Annotated in this window: 13 protein-coding genes and 2 riboswitches; of the genes, 9 read left to right on the plus strand and 4 right to left on the minus strand. The window is 41.9% G+C overall.

Annotated features, from left to right (window positions below; genetic code table 11):
* Nucleotides 1–42: 42 nt before the first annotated feature.
* Both ACIQYG_RS05315 and ACIQYG_RS05320 read right to left on the minus strand, forming a co-directional pair.
* Complete coding sequence (locus ACIQYG_RS05315) at nt 43–663, minus strand: RraA family protein (protein ID WP_402836014.1); 621 nt, start codon at nt 661–663, stop codon at nt 43–45.
* Nucleotides 664–1,032: 369 nt separating this feature from the next.
* Nucleotides 1,033–1,212 carry a hypothetical protein gene (locus tag ACIQYG_RS05320; protein ID WP_034310080.1) on the minus strand — a complete coding sequence of 60 codons (180 nt, stop codon included), beginning with the start codon at nt 1,210–1,212 and terminating at the stop codon, nt 1,033–1,035.
* 118 nt (nt 1,213–1,330) lie between these two features.
* Here ACIQYG_RS05320 and ACIQYG_RS05325 point away from each other — a divergent pair, with 118 nt between their 5' ends.
* The 7 genes from ACIQYG_RS05325 (at nt 1,331) to ACIQYG_RS05355 (ending at nt 8,378) form a co-directional block, all read left to right on the plus strand.
* Nucleotides 1,331–1,660 carry a DUF948 domain-containing protein gene (locus ACIQYG_RS05325; protein ID WP_402836018.1) on the plus strand — a complete coding sequence of 110 codons (330 nt, stop codon included), beginning with the start codon at nt 1,331–1,333 and terminating at the stop codon, nt 1,658–1,660.
* A 40-nt stretch (nt 1,661–1,700) separates the two neighbouring features.
* A riboswitch (guanidine-I (ykkC/yxkD leader) is annotated at nt 1,701–1,799 on the plus strand.
* Between the two features lie 47 nt (nt 1,800–1,846).
* A complete protein-coding gene (gene sugE / locus ACIQYG_RS05330) occupies nt 1,847–2,167 on the plus strand; it encodes a quaternary ammonium compound efflux SMR transporter SugE (protein ID WP_402836020.1) in 321 nt (106 codons plus the stop codon).
* A 54-nt stretch (nt 2,168–2,221) separates the two neighbouring features.
* Nucleotides 2,222–2,746 (plus strand): YhcN/YlaJ family sporulation lipoprotein, encoded by a 525-nt coding sequence (locus ACIQYG_RS05335; protein WP_402836022.1) that lies wholly within the window; start codon nt 2,222–2,224, stop codon nt 2,744–2,746.
* Between the two features lie 183 nt (nt 2,747–2,929).
* Nucleotides 2,930–4,411 carry a spore germination protein gene (locus ACIQYG_RS05340; RefSeq protein WP_402836024.1) on the plus strand — a complete coding sequence of 494 codons (1,482 nt, stop codon included), beginning with the start codon at nt 2,930–2,932 and terminating at the stop codon, nt 4,409–4,411.
* 23 nt (nt 4,412–4,434) lie between these two features.
* The gene (locus ACIQYG_RS05345; protein ID WP_402836026.1) at nt 4,435–5,535 is read left to right on the plus strand and encodes a GerAB/ArcD/ProY family transporter; all 1,101 of its coding nucleotides are present in this window, start codon (nt 4,435–4,437) and stop codon (nt 5,533–5,535) included.
* Nucleotides 5,532–6,614 (plus strand): Ger(x)C family spore germination protein, encoded by a 1,083-nt coding sequence (locus tag ACIQYG_RS05350; protein ID WP_402836028.1) that lies wholly within the window; start codon nt 5,532–5,534, stop codon nt 6,612–6,614. Before ACIQYG_RS05345 ends, ACIQYG_RS05350 begins: the two co-directional genes overlap by 4 nt.
* 84 nt (nt 6,615–6,698) lie before the next feature.
* Complete coding sequence (locus tag ACIQYG_RS05355; protein WP_402836030.1) at nt 6,699–8,378, plus strand: glycoside hydrolase family 13 protein; 1,680 nt, start codon at nt 6,699–6,701, stop codon at nt 8,376–8,378.
* 49 nt (nt 8,379–8,427) lie between these two features.
* Here ACIQYG_RS05355 and ACIQYG_RS05360 read toward each other — a convergent pair whose 3' ends face one another.
* Nucleotides 8,428–9,879, minus strand: coding sequence for an amino acid permease (locus ACIQYG_RS05360; protein ID WP_402836032.1), 1,452 nt, complete (start codon nt 9,877–9,879; stop codon nt 8,428–8,430).
* A gap of 95 nt (nt 9,880–9,974) precedes the next feature.
* Nucleotides 9,975–10,159, minus strand: a riboswitch (Lysine riboswitch).
* Nucleotides 10,160–10,407: 248 nt separating this feature from the next.
* Nucleotides 10,408–11,370: a LacI family DNA-binding transcriptional regulator gene (locus ACIQYG_RS05365; protein WP_402836034.1), complete on the minus strand. Its 963-nt coding sequence runs from the start codon at nt 11,368–11,370 to the stop codon at nt 10,408–10,410.
* A gap of 629 nt (nt 11,371–11,999) precedes the next feature.
* Between ACIQYG_RS05365 and ACIQYG_RS05370 the strand changes: the two genes are divergently transcribed.
* Together ACIQYG_RS05370 and ACIQYG_RS05375 are read left to right on the plus strand one after the other, a co-directional pair.
* The gene (locus ACIQYG_RS05370; RefSeq protein ID WP_402836036.1) at nt 12,000–12,917 is read left to right on the plus strand and encodes a metal ABC transporter solute-binding protein, Zn/Mn family; all 918 of its coding nucleotides are present in this window, start codon (nt 12,000–12,002) and stop codon (nt 12,915–12,917) included.
* 12 nt (nt 12,918–12,929) lie between these two features.
* Complete coding sequence (locus tag ACIQYG_RS05375; RefSeq protein ID WP_402836037.1) at nt 12,930–13,685, plus strand: metal ABC transporter ATP-binding protein; 756 nt, start codon at nt 12,930–12,932, stop codon at nt 13,683–13,685.

A 13,685-nucleotide genomic window follows, 5' to 3' on the forward strand; every position in this document is an offset into this window, starting at 1 on the left:
ACAGGCAGGAAGCCATCGCTTCCTGCCTGTTTTTTATATGTGTCATCCTTTATTGGTCATCATGGCAATATACTTTCTGATTTCATCAGGCTTCCCTGTATATTTTTCAGCACGTTGTTCGTCTTTCAGGATTTTATCCTTTGCTTTGACCAGGATTTCTTCACCCTTGGCTTGCGGCACGGCCACGACTCCATCTATGTCCCCTATGATGATGTCCCCTGGAAATACGGTGACACCTCCACAGGAAATGGGCACATTGGTTTCGCCTACACCTGCCTTGCCGCTAGCGGCAATAGCAGTCCCTTTGCTGAACACAGGAAAATTCAATTCTTTAATGGCTTCAAGATCGCGAATGACCCCATCGACTACGAGGCCGCCAATTTCCATGGTCTGCATCATGCCGACAACAAAGTCTCCTGCTATAGCCCGGTATGTATCCCCCTTGCAGTCAACGACTATTATATCCCCAGGCTTGGCTTCGCCGATTGCTTTTAACACGGCTGAATTATCACCGACGGGAATCCGTACGGTCAAAGCTCGTCCGGCCATACGAAATTCTTCCTTTAAGGGTTTTATTGCCGAATCCAGATTGCTCAAACCTTCCATTGCATCTGAAATCGCCGTGGTGGGCAAATTCCTGAACTGTGGAATAAGATTATCCATGACTATGATTCCTCCTTAAGAGTTAATGAATATAGCCTAATTATACACAAATTTTGTAATTTTCTAATAGTTTCCCGTTTGATAAAATGGTAAATGTAGTGTAATCAATATCTGAAGGGGGAGGGAAGTTCAGTGTCACAAGGGGGTTCAAATCAAATTCCGTTTTAATCAATCGATTGATTAAACTTTATAGATCTTCGTTATGAAGAGGTTGAAATACCTGCATAGGAGCAGTCCTAGCAAAATTAATGGTAGGGTCTCCATGGCAGTTTGATGTTGCATATCTTTGGTGTTTTCCTGATCTGGATGGGGATGCCAGCGAAGAAATCCATATTACTCAGCCAGTGTGCGGGAGGTCAATAACGATCTTCAAAGCAGGAGCAGAATCAAGACGGATGTTGCCAATGTAAGCCAAAGGGGGCTGAAAACTTCTGGATGAATGATTAAAAAAATGATTCCTGCAATAGTGGCAGCCTGCTGTATGGTCATATGTCTAATGAAGTGGATTCCAGCTTTAAAACAGGCTTTAAGCAGAGGCATTTGATTCATTTTCATTCCTCCTTTTACTTTCAATAATATGACCAGGCATAAAAGAAAATACATGGGGATTCGTTTTCTGCTCAATTATTACGGGTATAGTAAAGGTAAAATAAAAGGAGGAATCTAGGTGGTCATTGTATATATTAGTCTTGCCCTCTTTATCGGATCGATTATTTATTTAGCGTTTTTTGCTTTTAAAACATTTAAGGATTCCAAACCGACAATTGAAAATGTGACTGAAACCGTTACACGCCTCCAGGCAAAAACGGACCAGATTAAATCGGAAACGGACCAACTCGCCATGACACAGCAAGAAATCACTGATGATGTTCAGTATAAAAAAGAGGCCGTACAATATACGGTTGAGGCGGCTAAAGAAATACCTGAACCCTTTAAAAATATTTGGTTTACAATAAAAGGTGACAAGTGGAAGCATAGAAACAGAAGCGATGCATAACTGTTTGACCGATCTGAAATGAACATGATATAGTATGGAAATAATATGTTTCTAGGGTTCCTCGGTTGAACGTTACCGGAATGGTCCAAGAGAAACGCGCAGGAATCTGCGTACACGGAGGGAAAAAAGCCCGGGAGGTTATGATTTATGACCTCCCGGGCTTTTTCTGTAATTGGAGGGGAAAAGATGGCTTGGATTCATTTGGTGATTGCAGGATTATTTGAAGTGGTATGGGCGACAAGTTTAAAGTATACCGAGGGTTTTACGAAATTATTACCTTCTGTCATAACGATCGCTGGCATGGTTATTAGTTTTTATTTTTTGTCCTCGGCGATAAAAACCCTGCCAATGGGAACAGCGTATGCAATTTGGACCGGAATAGGGGCTCTTGGGGCTGTTCTGGTAGGCATCATCGTATTTAACGAGCCTAAGGATGCGATGCGATTGGTATTCGTCGGTTTTATTTTGGTTGGAATTATCGGCTTGAAGGTCACTTCTTCTGAATAATCTACCCACTCCTCGCAAATAGTAATGTTAAATGATTTTTGAGGAGTGAAGAATATGAACTATAAAGCGATAGTATCAAGTGTGATGTTGGCTTTAGTGATTACAGGTTGTGCAACTAATGATAACGAAGGTGCCAATGAAAATCTTGGCCTGAATCGTACAAATCAGGATAATTTAGATAATCCGATGAATGTAAATGACACAAGGCAAAATGTTAATAATGTTAATAATGATAATGGCATAAACGGTATGAAGGTCTCCGAGGATATCTCAAATCGAGTTGAAACCTTGAAGGAAGTTAGTAACGCAAATGTCATCGTGACTGAAAATAATGCCTATGTAGGGGCAGTATTAAAAGACGGCGGGGAAAAGGATATCTCGAATGACCTTAAAGAAAGGGTTGCTGATACAGTAAGGGAAGCCGATCCATCTGTAGACCAAGTTTATGTATCGGCAAATCCGGACTTTGTTCAAAGAATGGAAGGGTATGCGAATGATATCGAGAATGGAAAACCCGTTGAAGGATTTGCTGAAGAGTTCCGTGAACTTGTAACACGGATTTTTCCAAGTCCGAGGTAATTGGTAATCATCAAAGAATTAAGATGTAAAGACTTATCCGGTGGATTCCGGATAGGTCTTTTCCTATTTTAAAGAGATCTGTGGATCATGACTAACTTTAAATAGGGTGGTTACAATAATCGAATGAACTAAAAATTTTGTAATGGGGGTGGGATGGTGAGGTTATTTAAGGGCAGGAGGGAAATGGATCAAGTATCCTTCCAGGTTACTTCCAAGGATTTTAAGGAACTCCTTAAAAAGTTTAAAGCATCTAATGATTTTCTTACCTTCCAATTCCCGAATGATGATGGCTATATCATCTCCTACTTCAATTCACTGGTTAGTGCACAACAGCTCCATGAACAAGTATTGGCAGTCATGTCGAATCAACCAAAGAAGGTCCTTAAGCAACTAAAAGGCGATATTCCGATGGAAGATATGAAATTGACGGCTGATCTAAAAGACATTCAAAGGTTGGTTTTGGCAGGATCGATCATGATTCAATACAAGCAAGATGATGAAATGTGTTTGCTCATTCCATGTGTTCACAGTATGAAAAGGCAAATTTCCACACCCGAGTCGGAGTATACTGTCGTTGGGTCCAAGGAGGCCTTTGTTGAATCGCTTGATTCGAATTTGAATCTGATTCGCAACCGGTTGCCCACTCCTGATTTGCAGTCCAAGGAATTTAGGGTCGGGAGCATCTCGCAAACAAGGATAGCGGTACTCTACATAGATGGGGTGGTAAATCAACAGATCATTAAGACAGTCATACAGAGAATAGAAGATATAGAATATGATACGATCGTCGATATATCGTTTGTAAGCCAGATGATCACGGATAATCGGAATTCGATGTTTCCGCAACTGATTGATACGGAGCGGCCAGATCATCTGGCCAGTGTATTATCGGAAGGGAAAATAGGCATCATGCTGGATGGATCTCCTCATGCATTGGTTGGTCCCAATACCATCATCTCATTCTTCTCATCATTTGAAGATTATTTTCAAATTTGGAATCTCGGTACTTCATTCCGTTTGATTCGGCTTTTCGCCGTGCTGTTTTCCGTTTTGTCTTCCCCTCTGTATGTTGCCGTTTTAACCTATCATTATCAAGTGATTCCAACGGATTTGCTGCCAATCTTAATATCATCCAGGGGAGTGATTCCTTTTCCGCCAATCTTGGAAGCAATTGTGCTGGAAGGGACGATCGAATTGCTGAGGGAAGCGGCGGTCAGGCTGCCTGCTAAGGTTGGCTCTACCATCGGCATTGTTGGCGGTATAGTCATCGGTACAGCCGCTGTGGAAGCGGGATTTGTCAGTAATGTCTTGCTGATGCTTGTCGCTTTGGCCGCCTTGGCTTCATTTACAGTGCCGATATACCAAATCAGCAATACGATTCGCCTTATCCGCTTTCCTTTTCTAATTGCAGCCCAGTTATACGGGCTATTTGGAATAGCTTTATGCAGTGCATTCATATTAAGTCATTTATTGAAATTGACTTCGCTTGGCAGTCCTTATTTAGACCCGCTTTACCCGTTAAGAATTCATGACTTTAAAGATAGTCTGATTCGCCTCCCTTTTTCAAAGCAGAAAAAACGCCCGCAATTTCTGCGGACGGAAAATTCACTAAGGATAAGGAAGGAGGCAAAAATGCGAAACTCCCATAATGATATTGATGAATAAGGTGTAGAAAGCGGTGAGATGGCATGGAAGTCAAACCAAATGAAACTAAACTAATATCTCCATTTTTTGTTTTTTTCCTCATGCCAGGCATGCAGATAGGAGTAGGGATATTGGGGTTTGAACGGATCATAGCGAAAGAGGCTGGCCAAGACGCATGGATAGCGGTCCTGATATCAGGGTTGATCATAAATGTTCTGCTTTGGATGTGTTTCAAGCTTTTAGGCAGGGGCCCCCAAACACTTGATTTGGTTGCCATCCATAAGGATTTGTTTGGCAAATGGGTCGGAAATGCTTTCAATATTTTATTCATCCTCTACTTTATAATGATTTCCATCATTCTTATCAGGACTTATTTAGAAGTCATTCAGGTTTGGATGTTCCCTGGTGTCAATGTCCTGATGCTAATAACCATCATTCTTATTCTTGTGTATAACTTTGTGGAGGGAGGTTTCAGGGTCATTACCGGTTTTTGCATAATCGGGCTTATTATCGGATCGTCATTATTCCTTTTGAATTATTTTCCGTTGAAGTACGCCCACTTTGAAAATTTGGGTCCGTTTCTTGATCATTCCTTTTTGGAAATCATGAAGGCCTGTAAGAAAATGACCCTGAATTACCTTGGTTTTGAATTACTCCTCATTTATTATCCTTTCATTAAAAATCGTGAAAAATCTCAAAAATGGGCCCACTTAGGGGCGTTGTTTACTATGGTGATATATTTAGTATCCATAATTGTTTCGTTGGCCTACTATCATCAAGATCAGCTGAAAGATGTAATTTGGGCAACTTTGACGTTATGGAAAATTGTAGACCTTCCATTCATTGAAAGGTTCGAATACATAGGGATTTCCGTTTGGCTGTTCATGGTGCTGCCGAATGTTTGCATAGGGGTTTGGGCAGCAAGCAGGACAGCGAAAAGAGTATTCGGATTCAGACAGAAAAAGATGGTGGTTCTCATTCTGATTATCATCTTAGTTTCCTGCATTTTTTTGGATAACCGCTATAGAATCGATAAGTTTAACACGATCAGTTCGCAAATTGGTTTTTATATCGTTTATTTGTATCTTCCTCTCTTATTCATATGGCAGTCGATCGTCTATAAAGTTAGGGGGCATAAATCATGAAAATCAAACTTCTCTTGATAACATTAGCGAGCTTTTTGGTGGCGGCGTGCGGCGTGGAAAAGCAAATATTGGAAGATATATTAATTGCTGAAGTCGTAGGTTATGATGATGCCGAAGGCAAAAAAATCAAAGGTACGGTCGTTGTCAGCGTTCCTCAGCCTGGGGAGGAAGCAGATCTGGGTAAAGAAGTATATGAAGCGAACTCCCATGATATAAAGGCGGCCCGCCAGCAAGAAAATGCAAAAACACCATACCCGATTGTCGGCGGGAGACTGACAGTCATTCTATATGGTGAAGGATTGGCAAGTAAGGGGTTGAATGATTATGTCGATACATATAGGCGTGACCCAATGGTGGGAAGGGATTTGTATTTAGCGGTCGTTCATGGCAAAGCGGAGGATGTAGTTAAAATGGAGCCAAAGTTGATTAAAACTCCAGGGGTTCAAGTGAAAGAGCTGATCGAACAGAATATAAGGACCAATTTGCCTGATGTAGATCTTCACAGGTATTTATATGCGTGCCATGGTAAAGGAATCGATCCGGTCTTGCCCTTATTGGAAACAGCAGGAGACCAAATACGGGTAAGAGGGATCGCTTTGTTTAAAAAGGATCGTTATATAGGTAAATATATCCCTTATGAAGACGGCTTTTTATATAAAGTCCTTAGTGAAAACTTTAAGCTTGGGAGTTATGAGATTAAGTGGAAGGAAAATGACTTTACCGATATCAATAACGTGGAGTCACGTGTCCATTATCATATTTCGAATGCCAATCAAGACCCCAAGATCAGGATTGATGTGAAATTAAAAGCGAGTCTGCTAGAGGTTCAGGGCTATGACTTGGGCAAAGCGGTCGACCTGAATAAAATAGAGGCCAGGGCCGAGCATGTCATTGGTAAAAAATTAAATGAGATGGTAACCATGTTTCAGGAGAACAATATAGATCCGATTGCACTCGGTGATCATGCTAAAAGTAAAACAAGAAATTTCGATCAAAAACATTGGGAGGAGGCATATCCCGATATTCCAATCGAGGTCGATCTGGATATTGAAATGATTCAAACGGGAATAGCTGAATAAAAATAGAATATTCTGGAGTTTCCCCCTTTATAATAGGGTATTGGTGTAATGATTGTGTCAATGCGGCTAAAGAGGGGGAAAAGCATGGACAAAGCATGGTGGAAAGAGGCAGTTGTGTATCAAGTGTATCCAAGGAGTTTTATGGATAGTGATGGCGATGGGATAGGGGATATAAACGGGATCTTGATGAAGCTCGATTATTTACAAGAGTTGGGTGTGAACGTGATATGGCTATCCCCGGTTTATCAATCTCCCAATGATGACAATGGGTACGATATCAGTGATTATAAATCAATCATGACTGAATTCGGGACCATGTCTGATTTCGATAGGTTGTTGAAGGCAGTTCATGAGCGTGGAATGAAAATCATGATGGACCTCGTGGTCAACCATTCTTCAGATGAACATCCGTGGTTCGAGGAATCCCGATCCTCAAGAGATAATCCGAAACGTGATTATTATATTTGGAAACCTGGCAGGAATGGGAAAGAGCCAAATAATTGGGAGTCCATTTTTAAAGGTTCAGCATGGCAATATGATGAAAGAACCGATGAATATTATTTACATTTATTCAGCAGGAAACAACCGGATTTAAACTGGGAGAACCCTAAGCTCCGTGAAGAAATCTACAGCATCATGACTTGGTGGCTGGATAAGGGTGTCGATGGCTTCCGTATGGATGTCATCAACTTCCTTTCAAAAGATCAAAGCTATTCAGATGGAGCCGTTCATCATGAGAAGCAGTATGGTGATGGAAGCCCCTTTTTCCTGAATGGCCCGCGCATACATGAGTTTTTGCAGGAAATCAATCAACGGGCACTTTCTGGACATGACGTGATTACGGTTGGGGAGATGCCAGGCGTCACACCGGAGGAAGCACAATTGTTCACAGGTAAAGATCGTGGTGAGCTACATATGGTCTTTCAATTCGAACATATGGATTTGGGGAAGGGACCAGAAGGGAAATGGAGTAACGATAAATGGAAGCTAACCGATTTAAAGCGAATTCTCTCCAAGTGGCAGACTGGTTTGGAGGGGGATGGCTGGAACAGTTTATACTGGAACAACCATGATCAGCCCCGGGTTGTCTCAAGGTTTGGTAATGATGGAAAGTATCGTATTGAAAGCGCAAAGATGCTTGCCGCTTGTCTTCATATGCTTCAAGGTACACCTTATATATATCAAGGGGAAGAGCTTGGCATGACCAATGTTGCATTTGAGGGCATCGATGAATACCGGGATATCGAAACATTGAATTCTTATGACGAACTCGTCAATTCTCATGGCTGGTCAAAAGAGCGGATGATGTCAGCCATCCACGCCCGCAGCCGGGATAATGCGAGGACACCGATTCAGTGGAATGACTCCCGGAACGCCGGATTCACGAAAGGGACTCCTTGGATTAAGGTTAATCCCAATTTTCCCGAGATTAATGCAGAAAAGGCCTACAATGATCCGAATTCCATTTTTCATTTTTATAAAAAGCTTATCCAATTACGCAAGGAACATGAAATCGTCGTTTATGGCCGTTTTGAACTGCTGTTGCCGGATGATGAACGAATATTTGCCTACACGAGATCGTTGGAAGAAGAAAAGCTGTTGGTGCTATGTAACTTTAAAGAAGAGCAGGCTCCCTATACTTTGCCTGAAGAGCTGCATGCATATGCTGCCACAAAGCTGATCGGCAATTATGATCAGGAGGAAGAAGGAATCTCCAGCAAACCCCTGCAACCATATGAATGCCGTGTTTATCATTTGAAATGAAAAAAGGACCTGTCCTTCTCCATTTAGGGAAGAACAGGTCCTTTGCGTATTATTTTGATTTAAGGTCACATTCCTCTAGCGGAATGATTTTCGTTTTATGCTTAATTTTATAGCCGAACCATAGGACGAAAAATAGAATCAAGCCAATGTAGGAAACGAACATTGAATTCCAATCGATCCCATCGCTGCTGAAAGCTTGATAGCCTTGTCCGATGATAATGATAATACAAAGGACAAGTGCGAATATAGGCCCGAATGGGAAGCCTTTTGCCCGGAATGGTAAAGCATTCATATCAAGGCCTTGAGCAGCGTAAGCTTTGCGGAACCGATAATGGGCAATTGCAATCCCTACCCAGGTGACGAATCCTGCCATGCCTGAAGCGTTCAATAACCAGATATAAACGACGCCATCACCGAAAAACGAAGCTAAGAATGCAACGCAGCCAACTAAAGAAGTCACGATAAGTGCATTCACGGGTACTCCTCTTTTATCTAACTTACCTAAGAACTTCGGTGCTTTCCCATCACGTGCCAAGTCCCATAGCATACGGGTTGAAGCGTACATGCCAGAGTTACCAGCAGAGAGTACGGATGATAAAATGATCGCGTTCATGATGGATGCGGCAAATGCAAGGCCGGCCCGTTCAAATACAAGCGTGAATGGACTTACGGCAACATCTTCACTCAATAAACGTGAATCGGTAAACGGAATGATCATGCCAATTACAAAAATGGCTAAGATATAGAATAAGATGATACGCCAGAAAACGGATTTGATCGCTTTTGGGATATTTTTTTCTGGATCCTCACTTTCACCAGCGGTCACTCCAAGCAATTCAGTACCTTGGAATGAAAAGCCGGCAGCCATGAATACACCTAGAATCGTGAAGAACCCTCCGTTAAAGGGACCTTCGCCCATTGTGAAATTGGAAAAACCAATTGGGTCTTTCCCACCCATGATTCCGAGAATGATCAGAACACCCGTGATCAAGAAAATGACGACTGTCACGACCTTGATCATGGCAAACCAGAATTCTGTTTCCCCGAAACCTTTAACTGACATGTAATTGATAAGAAACATAGTGATTAACGCAATGGCACTCCAGATAATTGAAGGGCTATCAGGGAACCAGAACTTCATAATTAAGACAACGGCTGCCAATTCAGCGGCAATGGTGATTGCCCAGTTATACCAGTAGTTCCAGCCAATCGCAAAACCGAAAGACGGATCGACGAATTTGGATGCATAGACACGGAACGAACCGGCCACTGGCATGAACGCTGCCATTTCTGCAAGACTTGTCATTAAGTAATAAACCATGATGCCGATGATCGCGTATGCCACCAAGGCACCGCCGGGACCGGCTGAATGAATGGCACCGCCACTTGCTAAAAATAAACCTGTTCCAATCGTTCCACCTAATGAAATCATCATTAAATGACGCGCTTTCAGGCTCCTTTTCAGTTCAGTAGGGCTTGATGCTGATTGTGAATTTGACAATTGATGTTACACTCCTTTTTATTGGAAGGGAACGAAAAATAAAAAACAGCAGTCGAAAAAGATCGACGGCTGTTTATAATAAACCCGTTTATCCTTCCGAAGATAGCTCCCCACGCTTTGTGAAAAAACGTGACAGTGGTGTTCCTATTCGGTTACACCGCCAGCAAGAATATACATGGAATATACCCTAACTTCGGCAACTTATCCTTTCAAACGGAGTCTTTAATTTTCCAGAATCTCGTCCGTTTTACTTTTATAAGCTGCAGCCTCTAACTCATCGGTAAATGAGGAAGTATTCAATTTTCTAAAATCGTTGGCGTCAGCTTGTGGGTGACGTCGGACGATTATATTCATGAAATTCATGCAATCGCTAATAGATTGCTAGTAATTGAGTAAACTTTACTATATCAAAATTATAAAATAACTTCTGGGATATCGCAATGATTATTTTACGTGGTTATTTTTTCCTAGTTAATGAGTGATGGCAGTAAGGAAGAATTCAAGTACTAAAATAAAGCATCCTAATGACTAAACGGTTTTCCTTTTTATTAGTGCGTAGTCCAGTTTTACATGTTTGACCTCTTCAGGATTCTCAAATAGGTCCACTGCCATTTTCCCAATCCATTCCAGCGGTAAGGAGATGGTCGTGATGTCGAGCATTTCACCAAGGCTATCATTATTGAAGCCGAGAATGGCCACATCTTCCGGTACCCTTATACCCGATTTCTTAGCGGTAAGAATGAAACCCGCCGCCGTGTCATCATTCGTGATGATGATGGCATCAGGTTTATCCATCATCGAATTCCATTCCTGAAACAATTGTTCACCGTCTTTGATGTGATAACTGCCTTCAAATAGCCATTCTTTATTGTTTATCAGTTGATGTTTACTCATGATATCGTTAAAGGCCTTTGTACGATGGGAACTATTTCTGCTTTTTTTACGGCCGAGGCTGTATCCGATTTTCTTATATCCTTTAGCAATCACGTACTCAAGGGCACAGGAAAAAGCGGCATAATGATCAATGCTGATGGATGAGAATTCAGCTTGGGCTGTATCTTCACATAAAATAATCGGTCCGTATTTTTGATAATCCAAGAGGATTTTCATTTCCGAAATCCTTGAACAAACGATAATGCCATCGAGCTGCTTCATTTGCAGCATATTAAAAGCCTGAATCTCTTTCTCTCTATCATAATTTGTTTGAAAGATGACGATATGACAGCCAATTGCATTTGCCTGTTTAGTGATTCCGTTAACGATTGCCCCGTAATATGGGTGATTGTTGAAGGGGATGATGATGCCGATAAGATTGGTTTTGCCTTTTGAAAGATGAATGGCGTTGATGTTTCTCGTATAATTCAAACGATCGATCGCTTCTAAGACGCTCTTTCTTTTATCGGGGCTTACATATGGATGATCATTCAATACACGAGACACTGTTGAGACAGATACACCAGCACATTGAGCTATTTCTTTAATATTTGTCATGGTATCACCGTTTTTTCTTTTTTTATATTGTACAGTATGAAACCCATTTCAGGGCAAGGGAACAGTGTGGGACTGCTGAAGATTTCTTTAAATAAGGTCTTGTTCTGGTATTGGTTTCATCCTTTAAGATTTGTTTAAGTCTTAGAGGAGGAGGAAATCATGATGTTTCAAACTTTAATCACCCTGTTTGTGCTTTGCGGAATCGAATTGGGATTTGCGTACTTGGCAATTTCCTTGAAACAGGAAAAATAAGTGTCAAAGCCCGAATTCCGCGGCATTATGCGTAGAAACCGTGTTTACTCGTGAATTTCACGTCGTCCCTAAATAGCTCTTCTAGGTTTATATTCACCATAAAAACTCCACAATATAAATATAACTTCATCATTCGGAATGACTGACTGTCAGGGAGCTCCCTAGTGGAGCTTCCTGACAGTTTTTGCTGTGTGTATTAGTCATCCGCCTTTTTGAAATGTTTAAAAATAGTTGCACTTTTTTTGTATATTTGTGTATAGTATAAAATAAGTTGTGTAGAGGAAACTTTTTAGCATTTACGACAATGTAAAAAAATTTACACTTAGTTTTGCGCATGGCAAACTATTTTAGAAAGATGAAAAAGGGAGGGAATATGGATGGGTTTTCTAAAATCTATTGGAGGCGTGCTTGCTGCATTGCTGATTTTAACGGGGTGCGGCAATGAAACGGCCGAAAGGGGTAATGGCAAGCTGAATGTCGTTACAACAACGGGAATGATTGGGGATTTGGTTGAGAATATCGGCGGTAAAAATGTCGAGGTCACAAGTTTAATGGGACCGGGAGTCGACCCCCATCTATATAAAGCGACGCAGGGTGATGTGAAGACACTGGATTCGGCTGATATGATTTTTTACAACGGATTGCATCTTGAAGGGAAAATGGCGGATATATTTGAAATGATGAGCAAGGATAAACCGACGATTGCCGTAACGGAAGACTTTAAGGAGAACCAACTTCGCAAAGTGAGTGCAGCGGAGCATGATCCCCACGTATGGTTTGATGTAAAGCTTTGGATCGTTGCGGCGGAGGCAGTTAAGAAAGAATTGATTGCCAAGGACCCGGACAATGAAGCAGAGTATCGTGAAAATTATGAGGAGTATGTTCTGCAATTGGAGGAACTTGATAAATATGTCCAGGAGGAAATTAATAAAGTGCCAGAAGACCAGCGGGTGCTCGTTACAGCACATGATGCTTTTGGATACTACGGGCAGTCATATGGCCTGGACGTAAGAGGGCTCCAAGGGATCAATACATTATCGGAATATGGATCAAAAGATGTGACGGATATGCGGAATTATCTTGTGGAGAACAAAATAAAAGCGATTTTCATTGAGTCAAGTGTACCGAGGAAGGCTATCGAGGCTGTCATCCAAGGAGCAGGTAAGCAGGGCCACAAAGTGGAAATCGGCGGTGAATTGTTCTCGGATGCCATGGGTGAAAGAGGGACGGAAGAAGGAACATATATCGGAATGGTCCGTCATAATACCGACACCATCGTCCGTGCTTTGAAATAAGGGGGGGAAACTATGAATCAAGCAGCTTTGAAGGTCGAGAATTTAACGATTGCTTATCATAAGAAACCGGTTGTCGAAGATGTCTCGTTTGAGGTGCCGGAAGGGAATTTAATCGGTATCATAGGCCCAAATGGAGCAGGGAAGTCCACTTTGATAAAGGGAATACTCGAATTGATCCCAAAAATATCGGGGCAAATCACAATAAAGGGCTCTACTTATAAAACGATGAGGAAGAGTATCGGCTATGTACCACAGCGGGAGTCAGTGGATTGGGATTTTCCGACCAATGCACTTGATGTCGTGATGATGGGCAGATATGGTCATCTCGGATGGCTGAGGCGACCAGGGAAGTCAGAAAGGCAGAAGGGGATGGAGTGCCTGGAAAAGGTGGGGATGGCTGAATACGCTAACCGCCAGATCAGCCAGCTATCAGGTGGACAGCAGCAACGGATATTCCTGGCTCGTGCATTGGCACAGGAAGCGGATATTTATTTTATGGATGAACCGTTCGTAGGGGTGGATGCCGCAACAGAGAAAGCGATCATACAATTGCTGATGGAATTGAAGGAAAAAGGCAAAACCGTTCTGGTTGTGCACCATGACCTATCCACCGTGAAGGAATATTTCGACTGGACGATGTTATTGAATAAGAAGGTGATGAAAATAGGTCCGACAGAGGAAGTGTTCATTCCCGAATACTTACAGGCAACATATGGAGGCCGCTTAGCGATACTATCAGACACAAAGTCCGGCCTTTTATTAAAATGA

It is taken from the genome of Peribacillus sp. NPDC096622, assembly GCF_044762665.1.
Lineage (GTDB): Bacteria > Bacillota > Bacilli > Bacillales > DSM-1321 > Peribacillus > Peribacillus frigoritolerans_B.

Bases quoted from the DNA above. Each gene is read 5' to 3' on its own strand.
- ACIQYG_RS05315 (WP_402836014.1), bottom strand. From the start codon at position 663: ATGGATAATCTTATTCCACAGTTCAGGAATTTGCCCACCACGGCGATT.
- ACIQYG_RS05320 (WP_034310080.1), bottom strand. From the start codon at position 1,212: ATGAATCAAATGCCTCTGCTTAAAGCCTGTTTTAAAGCTGGAATCCAC.
- sugE (WP_402836020.1), top strand. From the start codon at position 1,847: ATGGCTTGGATTCATTTGGTGATTGCAGGATTATTTGAAGTGGTATGG.
- ACIQYG_RS05335 (WP_402836022.1), top strand. From the start codon at position 2,222: ATGAACTATAAAGCGATAGTATCAAGTGTGATGTTGGCTTTAGTGATT.
- ACIQYG_RS05340 (WP_402836024.1), top strand. From the start codon at position 2,930: ATGGATCAAGTATCCTTCCAGGTTACTTCCAAGGATTTTAAGGAACTC.
- ACIQYG_RS05345 (WP_402836026.1), top strand. From the start codon at position 4,435: ATGGAAGTCAAACCAAATGAAACTAAACTAATATCTCCATTTTTTGTT.
- ACIQYG_RS05350 (WP_402836028.1), top strand. From the start codon at position 5,532: ATGAAAATCAAACTTCTCTTGATAACATTAGCGAGCTTTTTGGTGGCG.
- ACIQYG_RS05355 (WP_402836030.1), top strand. From the start codon at position 6,699: ATGGACAAAGCATGGTGGAAAGAGGCAGTTGTGTATCAAGTGTATCCA.
- ACIQYG_RS05365 (WP_402836034.1), bottom strand. From the start codon at position 11,370: ATGACAAATATTAAAGAAATAGCTCAATGTGCTGGTGTATCTGTCTCA.
- ACIQYG_RS05370 (WP_402836036.1), top strand. From the start codon at position 12,000: ATGGGTTTTCTAAAATCTATTGGAGGCGTGCTTGCTGCATTGCTGATT.
- ACIQYG_RS05375 (WP_402836037.1), top strand. From the start codon at position 12,930: ATGAATCAAGCAGCTTTGAAGGTCGAGAATTTAACGATTGCTTATCAT.